26 protein-coding genes and 1 tRNA gene are annotated in these 24561 nt (G+C 71.0%); 21 read left to right on the top strand and 6 right to left on the bottom strand.

Going from position 1 to position 24561, the window contains the following annotated elements; all coding sequences use genetic code 11:
• Positions 1 to 33 precede the first annotated feature (33 nt).
• From BLQ62_RS13280 to BLQ62_RS13230, 11 genes are all read left to right on the top strand, one after another.
• The gene (locus tag BLQ62_RS13280; protein WP_068567677.1) at positions 34 to 1767 is read left to right on the top strand and encodes a CTP synthase; all 1734 of its coding nucleotides are present in this window, start codon (positions 34 to 36) and stop codon (positions 1765 to 1767) included.
• Complete coding sequence (locus BLQ62_RS13275; protein ID WP_231857690.1) at positions 1748 to 2431, top strand: NUDIX domain-containing protein; 684 nt, start codon at positions 1748 to 1750, stop codon at positions 2429 to 2431. Before BLQ62_RS13280 ends, BLQ62_RS13275 begins: the two co-directional genes overlap by 20 nt.
• A 2-nt stretch (positions 2432 to 2433) precedes the next feature.
• On the top strand, positions 2434 to 3378 hold the full coding sequence (gene xerD, locus BLQ62_RS13270) for a site-specific tyrosine recombinase XerD (protein ID WP_414929925.1): 945 nt from the start codon (positions 2434 to 2436) through the stop codon (positions 3376 to 3378).
• A 187-nt stretch (positions 3379 to 3565) separates the two neighbouring features.
• Positions 3566 to 4450 (top strand): ParA family protein, encoded by an 885-nt coding sequence (locus BLQ62_RS13265; protein ID WP_414929926.1) that lies wholly within the window; start codon positions 3566 to 3568, stop codon positions 4448 to 4450.
• A complete protein-coding gene (locus BLQ62_RS13260; RefSeq protein WP_068536164.1) occupies positions 4447 to 5370 on the top strand; it encodes a segregation and condensation protein A in 924 nt (307 codons plus the stop codon). Before BLQ62_RS13265 ends, BLQ62_RS13260 begins: the two co-directional genes overlap by 4 nt.
• Positions 5371 to 5405: 35 nt before the next feature.
• Complete coding sequence (scpB, locus tag BLQ62_RS13255) at positions 5406 to 6020, top strand: SMC-Scp complex subunit ScpB (protein ID WP_082756752.1); 615 nt, start codon at positions 5406 to 5408, stop codon at positions 6018 to 6020.
• On the top strand, positions 6013 to 6609 hold the full coding sequence (locus BLQ62_RS13250) for a hypothetical protein (RefSeq protein ID WP_068536160.1): 597 nt from the start codon (positions 6013 to 6015) through the stop codon (positions 6607 to 6609). Before scpB ends, BLQ62_RS13250 begins: the two co-directional genes overlap by 8 nt.
• A 42-nt stretch (positions 6610 to 6651) precedes the next feature.
• The gene (locus BLQ62_RS13245) at positions 6652 to 7569 is read left to right on the top strand and encodes a pseudouridine synthase (protein WP_082756751.1); all 918 of its coding nucleotides are present in this window, start codon (positions 6652 to 6654) and stop codon (positions 7567 to 7569) included.
• A gap of 14 nt (positions 7570 to 7583) precedes the next feature.
• The gene (gene cmk / locus BLQ62_RS13240) at positions 7584 to 8264 is read left to right on the top strand and encodes a (d)CMP kinase (protein WP_068536221.1); all 681 of its coding nucleotides are present in this window, start codon (positions 7584 to 7586) and stop codon (positions 8262 to 8264) included.
• Positions 8261 to 9703, top strand: a complete 1443-nt coding sequence (gene der / locus BLQ62_RS13235; protein WP_068536158.1) for a ribosome biogenesis GTPase Der — start codon at positions 8261 to 8263, stop codon at positions 9701 to 9703. Before cmk ends, der begins: the two co-directional genes overlap by 4 nt.
• A gap of 4 nt (positions 9704 to 9707) precedes the next feature.
• The gene (locus BLQ62_RS13230) at positions 9708 to 11024 is read left to right on the top strand and encodes an MFS transporter (protein WP_068567675.1); all 1317 of its coding nucleotides are present in this window, start codon (positions 9708 to 9710) and stop codon (positions 11022 to 11024) included.
• Between the two features lie 276 nt (positions 11025 to 11300).
• Here the strand turns inward: BLQ62_RS13230 and BLQ62_RS13225 are convergent, their stop codons facing one another.
• On the bottom strand, positions 11301 to 12425 hold the full coding sequence (locus tag BLQ62_RS13225) for an MlaD family protein (protein ID WP_068567674.1): 1125 nt from the start codon (positions 12423 to 12425) through the stop codon (positions 11301 to 11303).
• Positions 12426 to 12545: 120 nt separating this feature from the next.
• Entirely contained in the window at positions 12546 to 13334 is a 789-nt protein-coding gene (locus BLQ62_RS13220; protein ID WP_068567713.1) for a siderophore-interacting protein, read from the bottom strand.
• A 111-nt stretch (positions 13335 to 13445) separates the two neighbouring features.
• Between BLQ62_RS13220 and BLQ62_RS13215 the strand changes: the two genes are divergently transcribed.
• From BLQ62_RS13215 to BLQ62_RS13205, 3 genes are all read left to right on the top strand, one after another.
• Entirely contained in the window at positions 13446 to 14816 is a 1371-nt protein-coding gene (locus BLQ62_RS13215) for a DUF2252 domain-containing protein (RefSeq protein WP_068567672.1), read from the top strand.
• A gap of 77 nt (positions 14817 to 14893) precedes the next feature.
• On the top strand, positions 14894 to 15370 hold the full coding sequence (locus BLQ62_RS13210) for a hypothetical protein (protein ID WP_068567670.1): 477 nt from the start codon (positions 14894 to 14896) through the stop codon (positions 15368 to 15370).
• Positions 15371 to 15435: 65 nt separating this feature from the next.
• Positions 15436 to 16170, top strand: a complete 735-nt coding sequence (locus BLQ62_RS13205) for a tyrosine-protein phosphatase (protein ID WP_139061863.1) — start codon at positions 15436 to 15438, stop codon at positions 16168 to 16170.
• Here the strand turns inward: BLQ62_RS13205 and BLQ62_RS13200 are convergent.
• A complete protein-coding gene (locus BLQ62_RS13200; protein WP_139184204.1) occupies positions 16167 to 16625 on the bottom strand; it encodes a hypothetical protein in 459 nt (152 codons plus the stop codon). The two genes, BLQ62_RS13205 and BLQ62_RS13200, sit on opposite strands and share 4 nt — an antisense overlap.
• Before the next feature lie 38 nt (positions 16626 to 16663).
• On the bottom strand, positions 16664 to 17728 hold the full coding sequence (locus tag BLQ62_RS13195; RefSeq protein ID WP_068567666.1) for a PQQ-dependent sugar dehydrogenase: 1065 nt from the start codon (positions 17726 to 17728) through the stop codon (positions 16664 to 16666).
• Between the two features lie 184 nt (positions 17729 to 17912).
• On the opposite strand from BLQ62_RS13195, the gene BLQ62_RS13190 reads away from it, so the two are divergent.
• Positions 17913 to 17986, top strand: a tRNA-Pro gene (locus BLQ62_RS13190).
• A gap of 124 nt (positions 17987 to 18110) precedes the next feature.
• On the opposite strand, the gene BLQ62_RS13185 is transcribed toward BLQ62_RS13190, so the two are convergent.
• Positions 18111 to 19508, bottom strand: a complete 1398-nt coding sequence (locus tag BLQ62_RS13185) for a tyrosine-type recombinase/integrase (RefSeq protein WP_068567664.1) — start codon at positions 19506 to 19508, stop codon at positions 18111 to 18113.
• A gap of 36 nt (positions 19509 to 19544) precedes the next feature.
• Positions 19545 to 20144 (bottom strand): hypothetical protein, encoded by a 600-nt coding sequence (locus BLQ62_RS13180; RefSeq protein ID WP_139184203.1) that lies wholly within the window; start codon positions 20142 to 20144, stop codon positions 19545 to 19547.
• Between BLQ62_RS13180 and BLQ62_RS13175 the strand changes: the two genes are divergently transcribed.
• The 6 genes from BLQ62_RS13175 to BLQ62_RS23360 all read left to right on the top strand — a co-directional run bounded on the left by BLQ62_RS13175 (position 20143) and on the right by BLQ62_RS23360 (position 24449).
• The gene (locus tag BLQ62_RS13175; protein ID WP_231857689.1) at positions 20143 to 20397 is read left to right on the top strand and encodes a helix-turn-helix domain-containing protein; all 255 of its coding nucleotides are present in this window, start codon (positions 20143 to 20145) and stop codon (positions 20395 to 20397) included. The genes BLQ62_RS13180 and BLQ62_RS13175 overlap by 2 nt on opposite strands.
• A 4-nt stretch (positions 20398 to 20401) precedes the next feature.
• A complete protein-coding gene (locus BLQ62_RS13170; RefSeq protein ID WP_068567660.1) occupies positions 20402 to 20962 on the top strand; it encodes a hypothetical protein in 561 nt (186 codons plus the stop codon).
• Positions 20963 to 21175: 213 nt separating this feature from the next.
• Positions 21176 to 22687 carry a hypothetical protein gene (locus BLQ62_RS13165; RefSeq protein WP_068567658.1) on the top strand — a complete coding sequence of 504 codons (1512 nt, stop codon included), beginning with the start codon at positions 21176 to 21178 and terminating at the stop codon, positions 22685 to 22687.
• Between the two features lie 504 nt (positions 22688 to 23191).
• Positions 23192 to 23677 carry a hypothetical protein gene (locus BLQ62_RS13160; protein WP_139184202.1) on the top strand — a complete coding sequence of 162 codons (486 nt, stop codon included), beginning with the start codon at positions 23192 to 23194 and terminating at the stop codon, positions 23675 to 23677.
• Between the two features lie 11 nt (positions 23678 to 23688).
• Positions 23689 to 24135 (top strand): hypothetical protein, encoded by a 447-nt coding sequence (locus tag BLQ62_RS13155; RefSeq protein ID WP_068567654.1) that lies wholly within the window; start codon positions 23689 to 23691, stop codon positions 24133 to 24135.
• Positions 24132 to 24449 (top strand): hypothetical protein, encoded by a 318-nt coding sequence (locus BLQ62_RS23360; RefSeq protein ID WP_139184201.1) that lies wholly within the window; start codon positions 24132 to 24134, stop codon positions 24447 to 24449. The genes BLQ62_RS13155 and BLQ62_RS23360 overlap by 4 nt, the downstream gene beginning before the upstream one ends.
• Positions 24450 to 24561: the final 112 nt, after the last annotated feature.

The following is a 24561-nucleotide window of genomic DNA, read 5'->3' as shown; positions in this document are numbered from 1 at the left end:
AGCAGGTCTGTCCGCTCGAATACGGGAGTCTCGTTGCCCTCTCCTCGCGTTGGCGCGCGTGTCGCCACGAAGCACATTTTCGTCTCCGGAGGCGTTGCGTCCTCCCTGGGTAAGGGCCTGACGGCCTCCAGCTTGGGACAACTTCTCACCGCCCGCGGACTGCGGGTCACGATGCAGAAGCTCGATCCGTACCTGAATGTGGATCCGGGCACCATGAACCCGTTCCAGCACGGCGAGGTCTTCGTCACCGAGGACGGCGCTGAGACCGACCTCGACGTCGGCCACTACGAGCGCTTCCTCGATCGCGATCTCTCGGGCATCGCGAACGTCACCACCGGTCAGGTGTATTCGACCGTCATCGCGAAGGAGCGCCGCGGCGAGTACCTGGGCGACACCGTGCAGGTGATCCCGCACATCACGGATGAGATCAAGGCGCGCATCCTGGCGATGCAGGCGCCCGACTCCGAGAGCATCGTCCCCGATGTGGTGATCACCGAGATCGGCGGCACCGTCGGCGACATCGAGTCGCAGCCCTTCCTCGAGGCCGCCCGCCAGGTGCGCCACGACGTGGGCCGCGACAACGTCTTCTTCCTGCACGTCTCGCTGGTCCCGTACCTCGCCGCGTCCGGTGAGCTCAAGACCAAGCCCACCCAGCACTCCGTCGCCGCGCTGCGCAGCATCGGCATCACGCCCGACGCGCTCGTGCTGCGCTGCGACCGCGACGTCCCCGAGGGACAGCGCAACAAGATCGCTCTGATGTGCGACGTCGACATCGACGGCGTGATCTCCTGCCCCGACGCCGGCTCCATCTACGACGTGCCGAAGGTGCTGCACCGCAACCAGCTCGACTCCTACGTCGTGCGCAAGCTCGGCCTTCCCTTCCGGGACGTCGACTGGACCGTGTGGGGCGATCTGCTCAAGCGCGTGCACGAGCCGCGCGAGAGCGTCAACATCGCGCTCGTGGGCAAGTACATCGACCTGCCCGACGCCTACCTCTCGGTGACCGAGGCGCTGCGTGCCGGCGGCTTCGCCAACTGGGCCAAGGTCAAGATCTCCTGGGTCCCCTCGGACGACTGCGAGACCGACGCCGGTGCCGCGGCGGCGCTGCGCGACATGGACGGCATCCTCATCCCCGGCGGCTTCGGCATCCGCGGCATCGAGGGCAAGCTCGGCGCCATCCGCTACGCCCGCAAGCGCGGAGTGCCGCTGCTCGGCCTCTGCCTGGGCCTGCAGTGCATCGTCATCGAGGCCGCCCGCTCCGTCGGGCTCGAGGGCGCCAGCTCCACCGAGTTCGACGACGACACCCAGTACCCCGTCATCTCGACCATGGCGGACCAGGAACAGGCCGTGGCCGGCGAGGCCGACCTGGGCGGCACCATGCGCCTGGGCGCCTACCCCGCAGCCCTCGAGCGCGGCTCGATCGTGGCCGCCGCGTACGGCGCCACCGAGGTTTCCGAGCGGCACCGCCACCGCTTCGAGGTCAACAACGCCTACCGCGACAAGATCGCCGAGTCGGGCCTGTCGTTCTCCGGCGTCTCGCCCGACGGGCACCTCGTCGAGTTCGTCGAGTACCCGAAGGACGTGCACCCGTTCCTGGTGGGCACGCAGGCCCACCCGGAGCTCAAGTCCCGCCCGACGCGGCCGCATCCGCTGTTCGCGGCCTTCGTCGGCGCGGCCCTGAAGTACCGGGCCGAGCTGGAGCTCCCGGTCGGCGTCCACGCCGTCGCGGACGAGGTACCGTCGGAGGATGACCACGCAGATGACTGAGCAGCTGGCACCGCTCGGTTCCGTGCAGACGCACGACTTCGAGACAGTGCGCAGTGAGACCGTCTACGAGGGCGCCATCCTCGCGGTCCGCCGCGACGAGGTGACGATGCCCGGCGGCGGGACGGCCGTGCGGGACGTCGTGGAGCACGACGGGGCCGTGGCCGTCGTCGCGATGAACGACGACGGCGCGATCGCCATGGTGAACCAGTACCGGCACCCGATGGGGCGGCGGCTGCTGGAGATCCCCGCCGGCCTGCTCGACCACACCGGCGAGGAGGAGCCCGTCTGCGCCGCGCAGCGCGAGCTCGCGGAGGAGACGGGCCTCGGTGCCCGCGATTGGCACGTGCTGGTGGACCTCGCCCCGTCGCCCGGCTTCACCGATGAGATGGTGCGCGTCTTCCTCGCCACCGACCTGCGCTACTGCGAGATGGCAGAGCAGGAGGACGAGGAACTCGACATGACGGTCGAGTGGATCCCGATGCCGGACGCGGTGCGCATGGTGCTCTCCGGCGAGATCGTGAACTCCACCTCGGTGAGTGCGATCCTCGCCGCCACCATGGTCACCGACGACGACACCCCGCTGCGGTGCTCCGACGCGCCGTGGCCGGGCCGGCCGACGGCACTCGCGGCCCGCAAGGGCCGGCCCGTGGAGGACGGGCGGTAACTGTGTCGGTCGGGGTGGCTCTCGACGATCAGCTGCGCGCGTACGTCGACCACCTCACCGTGGAGCGCGGCGCGGCGCCGAACACGCTCAGCAGTTACCGGCGCGATCTCGCCCGCTACCGCGAGTACCTCGACGGGCTCGGCGTCGGCGACCTCGCGGAGGTCACGCAGCCGCAGGTCAGCGGGTTCCTGGTGGCGCTGCGCGAGGGTGGGGCGGAGCATCCGCCGCTGGCCGCCAGCTCCGCGGCGCGGTCGCTGATCGCGGTGCGCGGCCTGCACCGGTTCGCCGCGGCCGAGGGGATGACGAGCGCCGACGTCGCGCGCGAGGTGCGCCCGCCCGCCCCGGCGAAGCGCCTGCCCAAGGCCCTGCCGGTGGACCAGGTGATCGCCCTGCTCGAGGCGGCCGGCGGGGACTCGGACGCAGACACCCCGTCGCGGTTGCGAGACCGCGCGATGCTCGAGCTGCTGTACTCGTGCGGCGCCCGCATCTCCGAGGTCACCGCACTCGACGTCGACGACATCGACGCCGAGTCGCGGTCGGTGGTGCTGCTCGGCAAGGGCGGCAAGCAGCGTGTGGTCCCGATCGGGCGCCCGGCGCTCGCGGCGCTCGACGCGTACCTGGTGCGGGGCCGTCCCGCGCTGGTGAAGCGCTCCAACCCGGCGCTGTTCCTCAACGTGCGGGGCGGGCGGCTCTCGCGCCAGTCCGCGTGGCAGGTGCTCGCCGCGGCCGCCGAACGCGCGGGCATCGACACCGCGACGACGCACGTCTCGCCGCACACCCTGCGCCACTCGTTCGCCACCCACCTGCTCGAGGGCGGTGCCGACGTGCGCGTGGTGCAGGAGCTGCTCGGCCACGCCTCCGTCACCACGACGCAGGTCTACACCCTCGTGACGGTGAGCGCGCTGCGCGAGGTGTACGCCCAGGCCCACCCGCGGGCGCTGGGATGAGCGTGCCGGGGGACGGGGAGCGGCGTCCGAAGGCCTCATCGGCCACACCCGTCGCAGGGGCACCGTAAGCTCGGCGTGGCGCGCGCCGGTGCGACGGCGTCGGCGCCGCGCGCATTAGGGTGGTTGTGGACTTATCTGGAGGTGGACATTGGCGGCAGCGCCGGACGCGGAGAACCCGGGCCTGGACCTGGGTGAACTCCAGCACCACCACGCGAGCCCCCGGGACGCGCAGGAGGGCGACCTCGACGCCACCGGCCGCCCGCGGATCGAATTCCCCGAGCCCACGCCCAAGTCCACCCACGGCCCTGCGCGCGTGATCGCGGTGTGCAACCAGAAGGGCGGCGTCGGCAAGACGACGACCACCATCAACCTCGGCGCCTCGCTCGCGGCGTACGGGCGGCGGGTGCTGCTCGTCGACCTCGATCCGCAGGGCGCGCTGTCCGCCGGGCTCGGCGTCGCGCACCACGAGCTCGAGCTCACCGTGCACAACCTGCTCATGGAGTCGCGCATCTCCGCCGATGACGTGCTGCTGCGCACGCGCGTCGACGGCCTCGACCTGCTGCCGTCGAACATCGATCTCTCCGCCGCCGAGATCCAGCTGGTCAACGAGGTCGGCCGCGAGCAGACCCTGGGCCGCGCGCTCTACCCGGTGCTCGACCGCTACGACTACATCCTCATCGACTGCCAGCCGTCCCTCGGCCTGCTGACGGTCAACGCGCTGGCCTGCGCCGATCAGGTGCTGATCCCCATGGAGTGCGAGTACTTCGCGCTGCGCGGCCTCGCGCTGCTCACCGACACCGTCGACAAGGTCAAGGACCGCCTCAACCCGCGGCTCGATCTCGCGGGCATCGTGGTGACCATGTTCGACGCGCGCACGCTGCACTCGCGCGATGTGATGGCGCGCGTCGTCGAGGTCTTCGGCGACGCGGTCTACCGCTCGGTGATCTCGCGGACGGTGCGCTTCCCCGAGACCTCCGTCGCGGGCGAGCCGATCACCTCGTGGGCCCCGAAGTCCACCGGCGCCAACGCCTATCGCGCCCTCGCGCGCGAGGTCATCGCGCAGGAGAAGTGACCGACACCGCTGCGGCCCCCGAGCCGATCGAAGCCGACGCCCCGCTCGACCCGGCGCCGCGGACGGCACCGTCGGACGGCGAGGCGGCGACGTCGGGCGCAGAGGGGGAGGCGGCACCGTCGGGCTTCACCGTCAAGCTCGCCAACTTCGAGGGTCCGTTCGACCTGCTGCTGCAGCTGATCGGCGGCCGCCGGCTCGACGTCACCGAGGTGGCGCTGCACGTCGTGACCGACGAGTTCATCGCGTACACCAAGCAACTCGGTGCCGAGGCGGACCTCGACCAGACCACCGAGTTCCTCGTCGTGGCCGCGACGCTGCTCGACCTCAAAGCGGCTCGGTTGCTGCCCGCCGGCGAGGTCGAGGACGCCGAGGACCTGGCGCTGCTCGAGGCCCGCGACCTGCTCTTCGCGCGGCTGCTGCAGTACCGCGCCTACAAGCAGGTGGCCGAGCTCATGGCCCAGCTCGAGGCGAAGGCGAACCGTCGCTACCCGCGGGCCGTGGGGCTCGAGGCCCGGTTCGAGGAGCTGGTGCCCCCGGTGCAGCTGGGCGTCACGCCCGAGCAGTTCGCCCTCGTCGCCGCGTCGGCCTTCACGCCCAAGGCGAAGCCGACGGTGGGCCTCGGACACCTGCACGTGCCCAAGGTCTCGGTGCCCGAACAGGCCAAGCTCATCGCCGCCCGGCTGCGGGAGCGGCCCGATCACTGGTCGGGTTTCGCCGAGCTCGTCGCGGATTGCGACTCGGGCATCGCCGTCATCGCGCGGTTCCTGGCGCTGCTGGAGCTCTACCGCGAGCGTGCGGTGCTCTTCGACCAGCCCGAGGCGCTCGGCGACCTCAAGGTGCGGTGGTCGGGCGAGAACGATGGCACGGTGGTGGGCGGCACCGTCGACGAGTACGACGAGACTCCTGAGGAGGAATCGTGAGCGAGACATCCGAGGACTTCGCCCTGGTCGAGGGGATGGAGCCCGACGAGCTGCGGTCGGCGCTGGAGGCACTGCTGCTGGTGGTGGACGCCCCGGCGACCGCGGAGCAGCTGGGCACCGCTCTGGAGGAGCCGGAGGAGCGGATCACCGCCGACCTGCGCGCGTGGGCGGGCGAACTCGCCGAGCGCCGCTCCGGCATGGAACTGCGGGAGTCCGCCGAGGGCTGGCGGCTCTACAGCCGCGCCGAGTACGCGCCGTACGTCGAGCGCCTCCTGCTCGACGGGGTGCGCTCCAAGCTGACCCGCGCCGCTCTGGAGACCCTCGCGGTGATCGCCTACAAGCAGCCCGTGAGTCGCTCGCAGGTGAGCGCGGTCCGCGGCGTGAACGTCGACGGGGTGATGCGCACCCTCGCCGCCCGCGGACTCATCGCCGAAGCCGGCAGTGACGGGGGCGCGACGACGTACGCCACCACCGACCTGTTCCTCGAGCGCCTCGGCCTCGGCTCGCTCGACGAGTTGCCGCCGCTCGCGCCGTTGCTGCCCGAGGTCGACGTGATCGAGGACCTCAGCTCGCACCTCGACGAGGAGCCGCGGTTCGCCAAGCTGGGCCGCAAGAGCGCCGACGTGATCGGATTCGATCCCGATGCCTGATCTCTCCGCCGTCCTCCGCGAAGCCTTCCCGCTCGGCTCCCTCGGCCCGACGGTCCGCCGCTGGTGGCCGCTCGTCCTGACCGCCGTGACCGCGGCGCTCACCGGATGGGCGGCGACGGCGACGTGGCTCGGCTTCAAGGTGGGGCAGGTCGAGCTCCCGTGGGGCTTCACCGGCACCGGCCGGATCGTCGCGACCGGGCCCGATGCGAACGTGATCGGCTTCGGCGGTCCGGACGACCTCGTCGACGGGGTGATCCCGTGGGGGTACGCGACCGCCGCGCTCGCGATCGCGGCGCTGGTGCTGGTGATCGTCGCCACGGTGCGCCCCGCGTTCACCCGCGGCCTCGCCCTGGCGAGCGGATTGCTCGGGCTCGCCGCGGTCCTGGCGATCCTGATCTGGATCTTCCCGGCCATGATGACGAGTGGACTCGACGATCTGACCGGCGGCGATGCGGGCGGCGATCCGCTGTTCTTCCCGCCGAAGGGCGGGCTGGTGAGCACGATCGCGGTCACCTCCCTCGCCGCGACGGTGCTGTTCATGGGGCGCCGGAACCGCTCCCTGCGCGCCGCCGCGGTCGCGCCGCGCTGACGAATACCGCTTTCGGCCGCGACCTGCGATCATGGAGTGATCATGAACAGACCCGCTCGCCGTGATGGCACACCGGACAGAAAACGAACCAGCAAGCCCCAGCAGGCACCGAAACAGGGTGGCGTCCCGCGCCTGTCGAACGCCAAGCCGGCACGCACCCAGAACGTCGCGGCCCGCAAGGCCGACCGCGCACCGTCGGATGCCGCCGCCGGCCCCGTCGCCGAGGGCGAGGGCATCCGCCTGCAGAAGGTGCTCGCCCAGGCGGGCGTAGCCTCGCGGCGCGTCGCCGAGGAGATGATCGCCGACGGCCGCGTCGAGGTCGACGGCGAGATCGTGATGGAGCAGGGGCGTCGCGTGGATCCCAACGTCGCGGTGGTCCGTGTCGACGGCGTGCGCGTCGTCGTCAACGAGAACCTCGTGCACCTCGCGCTGAACAAGCCCCGCGGCTGGCAGTCGACGATGAGCGATGACATGGGCCGCCCGTGCGTGGGCGACATCGTCGCCGAGCGCGTCGCCGCCGGCCAGCGCCTGTTCCACGTCGGCAGGCTCGACGCCGACACGGAGGGTCTGCTGCTGGTCACCAACGACGGTGACCTCGCGCACCGGCTCATGCACCCCTCGTACGAGGTGCCCAAGACCTACCTGGCGTGGGTGCAGGGCGAGGTGCCGCGCCGCCTGGGCAACACGCTGCGCAACGGCGTCGAACTCGAGGACGGTCCCGTGAAGGCCGACAAGTTCTCGGTGCTGGAGGCCTCCGAGGGCCGTTCGATGGTCCGCATCGTGCTGCACGAGGGCCGTAAGCACATCGTGCGCCGGCTCCTGGCCGAGGTCGGACACCCCGTCGAGCGCCTGGTGCGCACCCACGTCGGGGCCGTGGCCCTGGGCGATCAGCGCCCCGGCTCGCTGCGCGTGCTCGGCCGCGACGAAGTGACGGCTCTCTACAAGGCGGTGGGACTGTGACGCTCGTGATCGCCATGGACGGTCCCTCGGGGACCGGCAAGTCGACGGTGGCCCGGCGCATCGCCGAGAACCTCGGCGCGCGCTACCTGGACACCGGCGCGATGTACCGCGCGGCGACCGTGTGGGCGCTGGAGCAGGAGGCCGACCTCACCGACCCCGCCGCGATCGCCGCGGCCACGGCCGACCTGCCGTTGGCGATGGGCTGCGATCCGCTCTCGGAGCAGGTGGAGCTGGACGGGATCTCGATCACCCGCCGGATCCGCGAGGACGACGTGACCGCGGCCGTTTCGGCCGTGTCCGCGGTGCCCGAGGTGCGTGAGCAGCTCGTGGACTACCAGCGGGCCATCGCCGCCGACGACGAGTCGCCCATCGTGGTCGAGGGCCGCGACATCGGCACCGTCGTCTTCCCCGACGCACCGGTGAAGATCTACCTCACCGCCTCCGCGGAGGCGCGCGCGCAGCGCCGCCATGCGCAGAACACCGAGCTGGGGCTGCCCAGCGACTACGACGAGGTGCTGGCGTCCGTGCAGCGCCGCGACGGCCTGGACTCGACGCGGAAGATCTCGCCGCTGCGGCCGGCCGAGGACGCGATCGAGCTGGACTCGTCGGAGATGAACCTGGAGGAGACCGTCGCCGCGGTGGCCGAACTGGCCGACCGCGCGCTGTCCTCCCGCGATAAGGAGGTCACGCGATGAGTGACAACGAGTTCGAGTTCGCCGGCGCCGACACTGCGGACGGCACCTGGGACGACGAGGGCGACTTCGCCGACTACGAGGGCGATTTCAGCGACCTCGAGGCGGAGGCCGCCGAGGCCGCCGCGAAGCTGCCGACCGTCGCCATCGTCGGTCGCCCGAACGTGGGCAAGTCGACGCTGGTCAACCGGATCCTGGGCCGCCGCGAGGCCGTCGTCGAGGACATCCCGGGCGTCACGCGCGACCGGATCAGCTACGAGGCCAACTGGGCCGGCCGGCGGTTCCTGGTGCAGGACACCGGCGGCTGGGAGCCGGACGCCAAGGGGATGCAGCAGTCCATCGCCGCGCAGGCCGAGGTCGCCATGCGGACCGCCGACGCGATCGTCGTGGTCGTGGACGCGACCGTCGGCGCGACCGCGACCGACGAGGCCGTCGCGCGCGTGCTGCGCCGGTCGAAGGCGCCGGTCATCCTGGCGGCCAACAAGGTCGACGACCAGCGCACCGAGGCCGAGGCGGCATCGCTGTGGTCGATGGGCCTCGGTGAGCCGCACACCATCTCGGCCGCGCACGGCCGCGGCACGGGTGACCTGCTCGACGTCATCCTGGAGAAGCTGCCGGAGACGCCCCGCGAGGGCACCGGCGGGATGGGGCCGCGCCGCATCGCGCTGATCGGCAAGCCGAACGTCGGTAAGAGCTCGCTGCTCAACAAGCTCACCGGCGAGAACCGGTCGGTCGTCGACAACGTCGCCGGCACCACCGTCGACCCCGTGGACTCCCTGGTCGAGCTCGGTGGCAAGACCTGGAAGTTCATCGACACAGCCGGCCTGCGCAAGAAGGTCAACCAGGCCAGCGGGCACGAGTTCTACGCCTCGCTGCGCACCAAGGGCGCGATCGAGGCCGCCGAGGTCGCGATCGTGCTCATCGACGCCTCCCAGCCGATCACGGAGCAGGACCTGCGGGTGCTGTCGATGGTGATCGAGTCGGGTCGCGCGCTGGTGATCGCCTACAACAAGTGGGACCTCGTCGACGAGGACCGGCGGTACATGCTGGAGAAGGAGATCGACCGGGAACTCGTGCAGATCCCGTGGGCGCTGCGCGTGAACATCTCGGCGCAGACCGGCCGCGCGCTGCAGAAGCTGGTGCCCGCGATCGAGACCTCGCTCGAGTCGTGGGACAAGCGCATCCCGACGGGGCGCCTGAACAACTGGCTCCGCGAGGTCATGGCCGCGACCCCGCCGCCCCTGCGCGGCGGCAAGCTGCCGAAGGTGCTGTTCGCGACGCAGGCCGCGACGCGGCCGCCGACGTTCGTGCTGTTCAGCTCCGGCTTCCTGGAGGCGGGCTACCGACGGTTCCTCGAGCGACGGCTGCGCGAGGAGTTCGGCTTCGACGGCTCGCCCGTGCGGGTGAACGTCCGCGTCCGCGAGAAGCGCGCGAAGAAGTAGGGCCGTGACGGCCGGGGTCGACGTCGCATCCGTGCCGCGCCGCCAGGTGGCGGCGTGGTGCGCGTGGGACTGGGGGAGCGCCGCGTTCAACGCGGTGATGACCACGTTCATCTTCACGGTCTACCTCACCGGTGCCGTCGGCGAGGACCTGCCCGGCTCGATCAGCGCCACCAGCTGGCTCTCCTGGGCGATGGCGGCGGCCGGGGTGGTCGTCGCGCTGTCGGCGCCGGTGCTCGGCGCGCGCTCCGACGCCGCGGGCCGGCGGAAGTTCTCGTTGGCCGTGTGGAGCGCGGTGGTCACGCTGTGCACCGCCGCGTGCTTCTTCGTGCGCGACGAGTACCAGTTCCTCTGGCTCGGCCTGCTCCTGCTGGCCGTGGGCACCGCGGCGTTCGAGCTCGCCAACGTGCCGTACTACGCGATGCTGCGGCAGGTCTCGACGCCCGCGACGATCGGCCGGATCTCCGGGATCGGCTGGGCCTGCGGCTACTTCGGCGGCATCGTGCTGCTGCTGCTCTGCAACTTCGGTTTCATCGCCGGCGACGGTCCCACCCGCGGCTTCCTCGACGTGCCCACCGAGGGTGGCCTGAACATCCGCCTCGTCGCGCTGTTCGCGGCCGCCTGGTTCGCGCTCTCGGCGCTGCCGGTGCTCTTCCTCGTGCCCGAACTGCCCGCCGACCCGGCGGCTGCCCCGCGTCGCGGCATCGCCGGGGCGTACCGCGACCTGTTCGCGACGATCGGGGCACTGTGGCGCGAGGACCGCAACGTGGTGTGGTTCCTGGTCTCCTCGGCGGTCTTCCGCGACGGCCTGGCCGCGACGTTCACCTTCGGCGCGGTGCTGGCTCACAGCGTGTACGGGATGAGCGAGTCGACGGTGCTGCTGTTCGGCGTGGCCGCCAACGTCGTGGCCGCTCTGGGTGCGGTGGTCGCGGGCCGGTTCGACGACCGGATCGGCCCCAAACCGGTGATCGTGGCGTGTCTGGCCGGCATGCTCATCGCGGGGACGGTGCTGTTGCTCGTGAGCGGCGAGACCATGTTCTGGATCTTCGGACTGATGCTGACGGTGTTCGTCGGGCCGGCGCAGGCATCCGCGCGCAGCATGCTCGCGCGGATGGCGCTCCCCGGCCGCGAGGGCCAGATGTTCGGCCTCTACCAGACCACCGGGCGCGCCGCGTCCTTCCTCGGTCCCACCCTGTTCGGTCTGTTCGTGTGGGCGTTCGGCACCGATCGCGCGGGCATCGGCGGCATCATCGTCGTCCTGGCCCTGGGGCTGCTCCTGCTGGCCCAGGTGCGCCCCACCCGCGACCGCGCCCTGGCGGCCTGAGTCACGGGCGCAGGCCTGATCTGAGGAATCGCACTCGAGATGCTGTCCTCGCGAGGGAGGGCCGGGCGTCCCGAGTGGGAATCAGCGCCGCGCGGGGGACGGCTCAACCCCCACCGTTCGCACGGCGTCTGGTGGGGGAGCGAACGAGGGGCGCCGCCTTTCGGCGCCGCGTGGGGGACGACCGAGGTGGTCGGCCCCGATGCCGACGCAGCCCCAGAATCTCCGTGCGGGCGCCGGCGCACCGTCGCCGGACGTGCGCGGGCGGCCGGGGCGCGATCAGCGCGGGGCGGCGGAGGGCTTCGCCGACGAGGTGGGCGAGGAGGGCTTCGCGGCGGTGGACGGCTTGGCCGGGGTGGCGGGCTTCGCGACGTCGACGCCGGGCGGGAGGCCGGCTGCGATGGCGGGGTAGTCCACCGCGAGGCGGAGGTTCAGCACCGGGCCGTTCGGGGTGTTCGGCATGGCCCTGCGCACGTTGTCCATCAGCTGTGAGAACTGGAGACCGACACCGCGCGCGCTGCCGTTCGGGAACGCGTCGAGCAGCGGCTGGAGCAGGTTCACCAGGATCGGCGACGCGGTGCGGAGCCCGTTCAGGGCTTCCGGCGTCAGGATCGCCTGGAGCCCGGCCAGCAGGCCGGTCTGCTCGTTGTTGATGGCGTCCTGCATGGCGATCGTGCGCTTGCTGGCGCCCGTGTGCAGGGGCTGGAACTGGAAGGACGTGCGGAACGCGGGGAGCATCGCCGCGACCGACGGATCGGCGGCCTGGAGCGCGGCCACGATCTTCGGGAAGGTCTCCGCGGTCGAGACGCGCTGCGTGTCGTGCACGGCCTCGGTGACGCTGCCCAGAGCGGTGAGCAGGGGCAGCATCGCCTTCGACGAGGCGTCGACGTTCATCAGCACCTGGCTCATGCGCGGGCGCAGCGCGTCGTCGTTCACGTCACCGAGGGTGGTGATCATGTTGGAGACGGTGTTGTCGGTGATCTGCCGGTTCGGCGAGATCTGGGCACCGTTCTGCAGGGCGCCGCCGCCGTCGTGCGGGGTCAGGATCACTTCGGATACGCCGAACAGGTTTCCGGCCGAGAACGCCGCCTCGACGTTGTTGGTCAGGCTGCGCCCCTGCGGACCGTCGATGAGCAGCGTCACGCCCTGCTGCGCGTTGCCGAGCGCGTGCACCGACGAGACGGTGCCGACCTCGACGCCCTGGATCCGGACCTTGGCACCCTCCACGATGCCCGCGGCCACCGTCGGCGTGCGCAGCGTGAGGCTGAACTCGTCCTTGGGCCGCAGCGTCTGTACGCCCCACACCACGAGGCCGATGAGGACCACGCACAGGGTGAACGCGACACCGCGGCGCCGCAGCTGGGCGTGCGACGGTGCGAAACCTGGTACCGGTGCGAGATCCACGAATAGACAAATTATCCGCAGGTGTCTGAAATCCGTGCTCCGACAGGCCTGTTTGTGTGCACACTCACGTCCCGGCACACGGTGTGAGCGGCGACACCTTCACCGGTGTCGGCGGCCTGATCAGTCGATCTGGCCGATCGGCTGGCGCTTCTCGGCCTGGAAGGCGTCCTCGGCGCGGCCGCGCGCCCAATAGCCCGAGATCGACAGTCGCTCGCGCGGGATCGCGAGCTCGCGCAGCACCTTCCGGATCGCCTTGATCGACTCGCGCTCGCCGTGCACGAAGACGTGCGCGGTGGCGCGGTCCTCGGGCCAGTTCGCGACCGCGACCTGGCGGGCGAGGAAGTCGACGTCGGCGACGTCGGGGTTCACGGCCCAGCGCACGTTCACGCCCGCGGGTGCCGTCAGGTCGATCCGGTCGGCGTCGCTCTCGACCTCGATGACGGCGCTGCCCCGGGCGTCGGCCGGGAGCGCCTCGAGCGCCGAGGCGATCGCGGGCACGGCGGACAGGTCGCCGGCCAGAAGGTGCCACGCGGCCGCGGCGTCGGGGGAGTACGCCCCGCCGGGGCCCATGATGGTGAGTGTGTCGCCGGGCCGGGCACTCTTGGCCCACGGGCCTGCGAGTCCCTCGTCGCCGTGCACGACGAAATCGATCGCGATGCGGCGCTCGGCCCGGTCGAAGGAGCGGACGGTGTAGGTGCGGGTCGCGTCGCCGAACGCCAGCTTGACGTAGGAGTCGGTGCTGGGCAGGCCGGGCAGGTCGGGGTCGCCGAAGGTGGCGAGGGACTCGCCCTCAGCGATCACGCGGACGAGGTGGGCGCCGACGGTCTCGGTGCGCACGACCGTGACCTCGTAGGTCGGCCGCGGACGTCGGGCGGGGGCGGGGGCGGTTTCAGTACGCTGTTCAGTCACGCGTTCCACCGTACGCCTCGCAACTTAGGGTCGCCTAATCGTTTTCGGGCGAGTGGGTCGTCCCGTACGAAACAGCCGCGGCCCGCCGGGCCGCGACTAGCATTTGCGAACATGAGTGCAGAGGTACCGAGCGGCAAGGGACTGCGCAAACGGCTCGCCCGGTCCGCCCATGCGGTGTTCACGCCGGACGCGCGTGATCCGGTCGAGATCATCCGCGAGCAGAACAGCACCCGCATCCAGGAACTCGTGCCCGTCCGGGTCTCGCGCATGTTGCACTCGCCGTTCGCCTTCTACCGCGGTGGGGCCGCCCTCATGGCGCACGACCTCGCGGGGGAGGCCGACACCGGCGTGACGGTGATGAGCTGCGGCGACGCCCACATCTCCAACTTCGGCCTGTTCGCCTCGCCGGAGCGGCGCCAGCTCTTCGACGTCAACGACTTCGATGAGGCGGGCAACGCCCCGTTCGAATGGGATGTCAAGCGTCTCGCGGCCAGCGTGATGATCGCCGCCCGCGAGAACGGCTACACCGACGAGCAGGCGCGGAGCGCGGTCGCCGCCGCCGTGGGTTCCTATCGCACGACATTGGCCGAGCTCGTCGGCCAGAGCGCCCTCGAGCGCTACTACACCTGCTACGACGTCGAGCACCTGGCGACGCGGGCCGCCGGCGATCAGCCGTTGCTCGAGCTCATCGAGCAGACCGCGAAGAAGGCCCGCAAGCGCACCTCGGCGCGCATGGTCGAGAAGATCACGGCGACGAGCGCCGACGGCGAACCGCACATCGTGGCGAACCCCCCGACGCTGGTGCCGGCGCCCCCGAAGCTGGTCGAGGGGTTCGAGGGCATCTACGTCCGCTACCTCGATTCGCTCCGCGCGGACGCCGCGGCGCTGCTGGGCCAGTTCCGGGTCCTCGACTGGGCGCTGCGGGTGGTGGGCGTCGGCAGCGTCGGCACTCTGTGCTTCATCGTGCTGGTGGGCCGCGACGTGCCCGGCGGCGGTATGGAGACGCTGTTCCTGCAGGTGAAGGAGGCGTCCCCGTCGGTGCTGCAGACGTACGGCAAACGCGGGCCGTCGACGATGCCGCCCCGCGCGCCGTCGAGCGGTGCCCAGGCCTGGCGCGTCGTCGCGGGCCAGCAGATCCTGCAGGCGCAGTCCGACTCGTTCCTCGGGTACACGCCGACCGTGCTCGGCAAGGACTTCTACTGGCGCCAGTTCCGCGACATGAAGGGCTCCGTGGCCCCCGAACTGCTCACGCACGAGCAGTTCGAGCGGTACGGCCAGGCGTGCGGCGGCGTGCTGGCCCGCGCCCACTCGCAGTCCCCGGCGTCGGCCTCCGCCTCGGCCTACCTGGGCAAGTCCACGGAGTTCGACGAGGCCGTCGCCGGATTCGCCACGGCGTACGCCGATCAGAACGAAAAGGATTACGCCGCAGTGCAGGCCGCGGTCAAGGCGGGCGTTCTCCCGTGCGCCGAACCGGGGGTCTGACAGTCTTAGCGCGACCTTGACGGCGGCGGACCTTCCCTCCGCGCCACGGCCCGCGTAGACCGGTAGGCGTGACTTTGATGGAGGTACTGCCCTCACTCGCCCGCGCCGGCGTCGCCCGGTCCTTCGACCCCACGATCTGGCCGGAAGGCACCGCGATGGACGGCGACGACGTCCTCATCGCCGGCACCCCGGCCGCCGCTCTCGCGGACGGCGGCCCGTCGACCTACCCGGTGGTCGTGAGCCGCATCAGCCGGCTCGTGCGGTCGGGCCCGGTGGTCCTGTGCGATGTCGCCGGGCACCTGCCGCAGCACGCGAGCCTGGCCGACGTCGCGTGGCCCGGGGCCCGCCTCGCCGGGGCCCGGACGCGTCAGCTCCTGGTCCGCGGCGCCGACGGTGCGCGGCTCGCCGCCCGCGTGGAGGTTCCCGTAGACGTGCCGGTGGACGCGCCGATCGCCCTCGCGCTCGCACTGCCGCACGGCCTGGCCACGCCCGGCGCGCACGACTGGTGGCCCGCGACCGGGTGCGCCCACCGGCGCCTCGGACGGCTGGCCTAGCCCGTCCGGCACCACCGCGCAGCCGAGCGCGCCCGGTGCGCTCGCCCGTCGATTAGGCTCTGCCCGTGCACAATTTCCGCGATGTGGCAGGTATGGACGGGTACACGGCCGAGGGCGGCCGGATGCGGCGCGGCCTGCTCTTCCGCTCCAGCGTGCTGGACGCCGATTCGATCGACCCGGACCGGCTGGCGCAGGCCGGCCTGGCGGACGTCTTCGACCTGCGGATGACGGTCGAGGTCACGCCCAAACCGGACGTCGTGCCCGACGGCGCGCGGTACGTGCGGCTGAACGTGATCGGCGACGACGTCGAGCTCGGTGCGCTGGATCCCAAGTCGCTCACCGATGCCGCGCACGCCAAGGAACTGCTCACGGACGTCTACCGGATGTTCGTGACGGAGGAGAACGCCCGGGCCCAGTTCTCCTCGCTCGTGCGGGCCGTCGCCGACGAGGACCGCGCCCAGGTCTTCCACTGCAGCGCGGGCAAGGATCGCACCGGCTGGGCGGCTGCGATCGTGCAGCGGATCCTCGGCGTCTCGCCCGACGACGTGATGGCCGACTACCTGCTCACCAACGAGTACTCGGCAGCCGTCATCGAGGCGATCGCCGAGCGCGCCACCACCGAGCGCGGTGCGGCGATCGGCGAGGCCGCGCGGGCGCTCGCCGGGGTCTTCCCCGAGGCGCTCACCGCCGCGTTCGATGAGGCCGATGCGCGCTACGGCGGCTTCGACGGGTACGTGCGCGCGGGGCTCGGCATCGACGACGTCGTCATCGCCCGACTGCGCGCCAAACTCGTCGCCTAGCCCAGTCGCTTGCCCTTCGGGGTGAAGCGGCCGTCGTCCTGGGTGAACCCCGCGGAATCGACCGAGCACTCCAGCCCGCCGTCGCGCAGCGCGGTGCAGGAGACGCCGTGGACCGAGAGCCGAGCGCCGGCCGGGAGCATGCGCGGCCGCTCCCGCACGCTGAGTTTGTCCAGGTAGCGCCACCCGGCGTCGGTCACCTCGACCGCTTCGGGCCGCACGCTGCGGTTCTTCACGGTGATCCGGGTGCCCGCGGGGGCGAAGATCCCGCAGCGCAGCGTGGCCGGCTCCGACTCGATGGTGCACGCCCGCTTACCGCCGTCGTAGCGGTAGACGAAGGCGTGGTGGCCGCCGTCGGTGCGGTAGCGATCGGCGTCCACCGCGGGCTCGGCCGCCGCGGGCACCGCGACCGCCACGATCGCGGCGACCATCGCCGAGCCCAGGAGAACACGCTTCATGCGGCTACTCTAGCGCGCGGAAGGGCCCGCGAGCAGGCTCAACGTGCGTTGACCCGCACGATCCGGTCGTCCCCGGGGCGGGGCTCGCCGCGGCCGTCGGTGTTGTTGGTGAGGGCCCAGGCGGAGCCGTCGGGCGCGCGTACGACGTCGCGGAGCCGGCCGTGGGTCCCGCGGTAGCGCTCCGTGGCGGTGGCCGGGGCCCCCAGCGGGACCGTGCGCAGCCGCTCGCCGCGCAGGTTCGCGATCAGCAGGTCGGTGCCGACGACCGCGATGCCGCTGGGGCTCGCGGACGAGGTGGACCACTGCTGCAGCGGGTCCGCGAAGCCCTCACGTCGTCCGATGCCCTCCACCTCGGGCCACCCGTAATTCGCGCCCGGCCGGATGAGATTGAGCTCGTCCCAGGTGTTCTGGCCGAACTCGCTGGCGTAGAGGGTGCCGTCCGGCGCCCACGCCAGGCCCTGCGCGTTGCGGTGGCCGAGGCTGTAGACGAGCGAATCCGGGAAGGGGTTGTCCGCGGGCCGGGCCCCGTCGGGCGTCATGCGCAGGATCTTGCCGCCCAGGGCGCGCGGGTCCTGGGCGTCGTCGGGGCTCCCGGCGTCCCCGACGGTGGCGTAGAGCATCCCGTCGGGCCCGAAGGCGATGCGGCCGCCGTTGTGGATCGACGCCGCGGGCAGGCCCGTGAGAATCGGGCGGGCGGGGCCGAGGGTGCGTGCACCGGCGGTGCCCTGCAGCGGCATCCGCACGATCCGGTTGTCGGTCGCGGTGGTGAAGTAGGCGAACAGCTCGTCGTCGCGGACCGCGATCCCGAGCAGGCCGCCCTCGCCGCGGGCGGCCACGCCGTCGATCCGCCCGACCTCGCGGGGCCTCCCGTCGACGATCTCCACGATGCGGCCGCGGTCGCGCTCGCTGACCAGAGGGGTTCCGTCGGCGAACGCGATCGACCAGGGCGCATCGAGCCCCGCCGCGATGGTGTCCTGCGGGGCGGGGTCGGCGCTCGCGCTCGGGGTGGGCGCCTGCGACGGTGCCCCGCCGCCGCATCCCCCCACCGTCAGCGCCGCGAGCACGGCGATCGCGACGCCTCGGTTCCTCAGCGGGGTGCGCATACGTCCACAGTAGGGCGGAACGTCCGATTCCACCGGCGATGCGGTGGCGCCGTATACCGAAGCGATGGCGTACTCCGCCGCCTCTCGGGGACGACGTCGTGAGCGCGCCGCGTCGCGCCGTGCTGGCGATTTCTCGTCCGCGCGACGTATGGGGTAATCTCCTACAGCACCGCGAGAGCGGCCACGGGCTGTGGCGCAGCTTGGTAGCGCACCTGACTGGGGGTCAGGTGGTCGCAGGTTCAAATCCTGTCAGCCCGACAGAAAAAGGCCAGGTCAGAGGGTAAAACCTCCGACCTGGCCTTCTTTGTTTCCGGCGCAGATCGGCCCCAGTGGGCCAAGAGTGGGCCAAGCGGTTGCCGAGGGCCACGAGTGGGCCGAATGGCTACCCGAACAGCACGGTGGATGCGCGGCGCAGATCGTCCTCCTGGGCGCGCGCGTAGTGCGCCAACGCCACCGCCTCGGAGTGACCGTGCCAGGCCGCGGATACGTGCAGCGGGACGTCGCGCGCGAGCATCGCGGACTCGGACGAGGCGCGCAGGCCCTTCAGGGTGATTCGCCGCTGGCCGGTCGCGGCCCGCAGCCGGTCAAACTCGCGGCTGAACCAATCCGGCGCGATGGGCTCGCCGTCCTCTCGCACCGCCAGCAGGCCGCGCTCATCCCACGGGACGCCGAGCGCCAGCGCCTCGCGCTTGCGGACGGTCCTGAAGGCCCGCAGCGCCTCGGTCAGTTCGTCCGGCAGCGGCAGGGTCCGATCCGATCGCTTCGGCGACTTGGTACGGCCCTCGATCACCTCCGCACCGACCGCGACCCGGCCGCGCACGACCGACAGCGTGCCCTCGTCCAGGTCGATCGCATCCCACCTCATGCCCATGATCTCGCTGCGGCGCAGTCCGTACATCGAGAGCAACCACAACGGGTAGAGCCGGTCGGCGGCGACGGAGGCGCGGAAGACCTCGACCTCGGCGGGGGACCAGGCGATGTGCGTACGTGAGTCGGTGTCGGCGGCGGCGTGATCGTCGTACTCGTCGCGCGGGCGCTCGACCAGGGCGATGACGTTGCGGGGGAGCGCGCCCTGGTCGACGTAGCTCTGCGCCACCGAAGTCAGCGCCTTCAGAGTCGCCCGGACGCTCACCGGCTTCAGCCCGCCGACCTGTTGCTGTGCGGCGGGTGCGGGTGCGTAGACACCGCGCGACGGCCGGGTCACGCGGCCGGAACGGACCAGACCGGCAAGCGTGGTGCTCGCGTCCTCCCCAGGGAACGCCGCCTTGATCTCAGTCAGGGTGATGCCCTCGGGATGCTCGGAGACCAGCGCGGTGACGCGGCCCGCGAACGAATCGGCGCGGTAGTGGCGCGGCGAGGTGCGGCCTTCAGTGAGCATCCAGGTGACCAGCGCGTCGCCGTCGGCCTTGGTGAGTGCCGCGAGCTTCTTGGTCCCGAGGTACCGCTGCGCCGCCTTCAGCGAGTCGGCGTACCCGCGCAACGTCACGGCGCGCACTCCGCGCCGCCCGGCGAGCCACTGGTCGATCGCTTCGTTCACCGTGAGCGTCGTCTGGCGGCTGAACCGTCCGGCCGCGACCTCGGCGCTGATCCTGCGGAACTCGATCACGGCCAGCTTCTTGGTGGGGAAGGTGAACCGCTGACGATCTCGGGTGCCGTCGGGGCGCAGGCCTACATCCAGGCGGAACTCGTAACTGACCGTGCCGTTCTTCGCGGTGCGCTTCGTGATCGGCTCGGCGCGGCGGGTGCGCTTGGTGGGCTCGGTGGTGGTGTTCTCGGGCATGTCGTGTGTGTCCTGTCGTGGTGGCGTGTCAGGTGGTCAGGATCGGGTCGCCCAGTCGCGCGCGAGGAAGCCGCGCTTCTTGGCCTCGCGCACCCATCGGTCCAGGGTCGGAAGTGGCACCCCGCCGAGCTGCTGCGCGACGTGCTCGCGTGGAATCTCGCCCATCTCGCGGGCCGTGACCATCAGCCGCGCGACCTGGCGGTAGTGCGCGTCATCGAGATTGCGGCGGCCGACACTGTTACGGCGACTGATCGGGTCGAGGTCCGGCCGGTCGACGACCGTCGCGTCTTCAAGCTGATCGGGCGTGGCAATTCCGTGTTCACCCTGAGTGATGAACCGCGCCGCCGCCTTCGTCAGTCGCCGCGCAGGAACCCCGCGCAGTGCGGCGGGCGTGATCTCCTGCTCGGGCGAGTCGGCGATCATCCGCAGCTCGACCAGGCGCGGCGCTGGGCCGGAGAGATCGACACGCACCTGGTAGCGGTGCGCGTGACCGAACAGCGGGATCTCGATCAAGCCGTCCGCGCTGCCCTTCTCGCCCGAGACGCGGCGGATGTCGGCAGCCATCACGTCACCCGGGATCGGGGTGTCGTCGTAGGGGTTATCAATGTCCACGACAAAATGATAAGCGAATGACATGGACTTTGTCACGCTGATCGGCGATATTGGATTCATGACCACCACACAGACCAACCCATCCACGACCTCCGACATCGACGAATTGCGCTCTCGCGCAGCAATCTCCATCCCTCGCGCTGGCGAGATCCTCGGCATTTCTAGGGCCAACGCGTACTCGCTCGCAGACCGCGGCGAGTTGCCGAGCATCGCGCTCGGTGGGCGTCGCCTGGTCCCGACCGCGGCGCTCAGGGCAATGCTCGGCGTAGAGGCATAGCGCCATGACGACGGCGATGGAACTCGGCCTCTACGAGGACGACCTCGGCTACCGGTGGGGCGGCACCTCCCGGTGCAGCCGTGCCGACTTCGATCTCTGCCTGATTTGGGTGGGACGCAACAACGGTCCGGCCCTGCTGTTCGACTTTCACTTCGGCGGGGTCGTCGATCTCAGAGCCCCGGACATGGCGGGGATCGCGGCCAGTGCGTGGTGCGGTGCGGAATATCCGGAGCGCACATACGATCCGCCGAGCATGTGGGTGAGGATGTTCAAGCGGAACGGCTACACCCACGACGGCAGTCGCGCTCCGCTGCCGACGGAGCCCATTCAGCTCTACCGGGGATGCACGGAGGACGGCCGCTACGGGATGTCCTGGACGACCGACTGCGAGATCGCGAGGGCGTTCGCATTCGACGGGCTCAGGGGCCAACCGGCAGGCGCTGTGTACACGGCCACAGTCGATCCGAAGCACCTGTTGGCCTACATCGGCCCCGAGGTCGGGCGGGGAGAGTCGGAGTACGTGGTGGACCCCGCCGGGCTCTCCGACGTATGCCTGAGCCACTGACCCTCTGGCCGGGGGCCTTCTCCAGCCCCCAACACACCCTCAGCGGCGGTGATCGTCCGGTTACGCACCGGGTCACCGCCGCTGAGGCGTGCCCATCAAAAGCACCACCCTCATAGGTATTTCGCTTCCACCGGGCGACCACCAGACACGACAACGCCCCCGCGTCACGGTTCGCGGGGGCGTCATCCAAACCACAGATAGGGAGCACGACCAATGTCCCAAGCCGAGAATACCTCGACCAGCGGCGATGCGGGAGACGAGCAGGCGGCGTATCGCCATGTCGCGGGTGACGCGGCTGAGTCGATCGGCGCTGCGCGCACCGGGGCTACCGAAGCCGCCGCCGCGACGGAGGCCCTTCGCCAGGTGATGCAGGAGCGCGCCGACGTGTTCGACGCGAGCCCGACGCTCGCGCATGTCCGCTCGTTCGCTGACGCGCGACGAGCCGGGCACTGGGCGACGCTGCTCGGCGTGCTTCAGCGCACGACCCTCGCGGTGCCGCCGTATGTCGTGTTGCCGCCGATCATCGGCGGCGAGGTGTCGCTGAACCTCCTGACCGCGCTCGTGGGGGTCTCCAGCGGCGGCAAGGGGGCCGCCGACAAGACCGCTGCGGCGGCGATTCGTTTCACGCGCGAGGGTGCTCGCATGCCCACGCCCTCGGTCGTCCCGCTCGGGTCCGGCGAGGGGATCAACCGGACGTTCGCGACCGCGCGGAAGGCCCCGCTTGGCGGTGGCGCGACTGTGATGCGCTGGCACAAGACCGCGGCGCTATTCGGGGTCCGGGACATCGCCCATCTGGTCGCGCTCGCTGGCCGGTCGGGCTCGACGCTGCTGCCCGAGCTGCTGAAGGCGGCGATGGGCGAGGAGTTGGGGTTCGCCAACGCTGACGCCGAGCGCCGGGTGATTCTTCCGATGCATAGCTACCGCCTCTGCATGTCCGCGGGCGTTCAGTTCGACAACGGCGTGGCGCTGCTCAATGACCAGGCGCAGCGCGACGGTGTGCCGCAGCGGTTCGTCTGGGCACCGACACGGCAGGGCGAGGCACGCAAGCTCCAGGCCGCGCCGGACAAGCCGTTGGAGCCGATGGAGATCGAGTTGCCGGACTTTGGCAGCGACCCGTTCTCGGTGCCCGAAGGGGCGGACGACGACCTGGCGTTCAACCCCGAGGCCCGTGAGCTGATCCCGCTCGACCTGCACCCGTCGATCACCGCCGAGATCATCGCCGCCGACGCGGCGAAGGATCTCGACCCGTTCGGCCGCAGCGGAGACCCGCTCGCAGGCCATCGGCTCCTCACCCAGGAGAAGGTCGCCGCCGCGCTGGCAGTGCTCCACGGGCGGACCGCGATAGAACCGATGTACTGGCAACTCGCCGCCGCGATTCTTGACGTGTCCGCGGCTACCAGTCGAGCCGTCGCCGCCGAGTCGGGCATCGCAGCGCAGCGGGACGCCGAACGGCAAGGCGAACTCGATGGACACCGCCGCGCAGCCGCGGACACTGTGCGCGACGCCGCCGCGATCGCGGCGACCGCAGACCGAATCGAATCGTTCCTCCGCAAGCGCGGCGGATGGGTCGCCTCGTCGGAGGTGCGCAAGGCCGTGTCCTCACGGCTGCGCCAGCATTTCGAGGAGGCACAGCTCGCCCTCCAGACTTCTAAGCGGATCGAACTCCGCCGCGACACCAACGCCACTGGTCAGAGCGTTACCTACTACCGGTTGCGGCAGTCGTGACCCTGCTCGGGAGGGGTGGCCAGAAATCCAGGGGTGGCCGCCAGGGGTGGCCAGCGTTTCCGCAGGTCAGCGAGGGGTGGCCAGGGGTGGCCGGGGTGGCCACGCGCTCGCGGAAATACGACCGCGCGTAGTACCCTCGCATACCTCTTACTTATTACAAGAACTAACTACTTTTTCAATCCCCTGATGCGTAGAGAGAGCGCGCGACCCCGGCCACCCCTGGCCACCCCGGCCACCCCTGTCTGACCTGCGGTTTTGCTTGGCCACCCCTTGGCCACCCTGGCCACCCCTCGGCCACCGCTGGAAAATGCTGCTGAGCTGCGTAGACGGTGGTGGGGCCGTCGTCTGGGGCGCGGGTTCGGCACCTCGGCACCCCCTCTCGTTAGCTCAGCACCCCGTGCCGTGTTCTGGTGTGGCGTTCTGGTGTGGCGCTGCGGACAAGCCGAGCGCGAGCGCGCCGAGGGCTGCACGGTTGTCAGGTACTTATCGGGTATGCCCCACGTGATGCCGCTGGCCCTGAGCCGCGAGAGAGCCGAGGAAGCGCACACCCTGCGCGTGCACGGGTACTCCTGGCGCGAGATCGCAGGGGCGCTCGGGTTCAAGTCCGTGGGTGCTGCTCAGCAGGCCGTCGCCAGCCACCGCAAGCGCAACCCTCCACCTTCGCGCGAGGACACGCTGGCGGACATTCTGGAGCGGCGGCGGGTGACCCTCCAGCGTCTTCTCCGCCAGCTCGCCGTCGCCGAGACCGACGGCGACAGTGCCGCGGTCGCAGCGCTGTCGAAGACGATCACCGCAGCCGATGCCGAGACATCGAAGATCTTCGGCCTGTACGCCTCGGAGAAGGTCGACGTGACGATCGGACGGTCGCCCGTCGAGGCGATCGCCACAGCGCGTGACGCCGCCCTTGCCGCGCTCGAAGCGCGCCGTGCAACAACCCCGGCGGTGTCCTCCGTCGAACCCGAACCGATCGACGCCGAGGTGGTCGAGTGAGTACGCCAAACATGACCGACGCAGATGTCGTGAACTCAGCCTTCGATGTGCAGGCCGCGATCACCGACGGAACCCTAAGCGCCGCGACGCTGGAGTCCGAGCTGACCGAGATGATGCGCGCCGAGTTTGGCACCGTCGGCGAGCCCGGCGACCCGCTGTTTGAGCTGCATTGCGACGTGACGCGTCAGTTCCTCGCGGTCGGCGGGCTGACCTCCGATGAGCTGCGCGAGTGGCTGAGCGTGCGCCTTCGGGCCGAGAACGGCGGCGAGTTGCCCGAGGATGCGACTCCGGCACCCGAGCCGGTCGCGCTGCTCGGCGTCGTCGAGCCCGAGTCCGAGCCCGACGACGAGCTGGCCGACCTCCCCGAGTCCGTGCTGGCCGACGCCGAGGCGGCGGCGCAGGCTGTCATCGACGCGTGGCGTGCCGCGCGCCCCCACCTCCGAGGAGTGACCGAATGAGCCTGCTCGCCCGTCTGCGCGCCCGAACCGCGCGACCCACCCCTGAGCCCGCCGAGGTAGATCTGACCCCGGACCGCGGCGCACAGCCTCAGCACGAAGTACCTCCGCACGTCCGAGGGCCACACGACTTCGGGAGCCAGCGCCGGGTCCGGGTCTCGGCCGACGAGGTGATGCGCGCTCGGAGCGGAGTCGTCGGCGCGTTGCCCAACTCGTTGGCCCGGCCGGTCGGCTCCGGCACACCCGAGCGGCGGCGCACTGAGCTGGCGCGTGATCGCGGGTTCGGCGACGACGTGCTGTTCGGTGACGCGCCGTGATCGCCTCGATTCCGGGGGTCATTGGCCCACTGCTGGCCCACCGGCTTGGCCGATCGCTCTCCGGTCGGGCGAACGGGGCATCATCACCCCTGGTCAACAGCTGCATTTGCCG

The sequence above is a fragment of the Tsukamurella pulmonis genome (assembly GCF_900103175.1).
Taxonomy (GTDB): Bacteria; Actinomycetota; Actinomycetes; order Mycobacteriales; family Mycobacteriaceae; genus Tsukamurella; species Tsukamurella pulmonis.
Note: the sequence above shows the minus strand (reverse complement) of the source record. Positions and strands in the feature narration are given on the sequence as shown.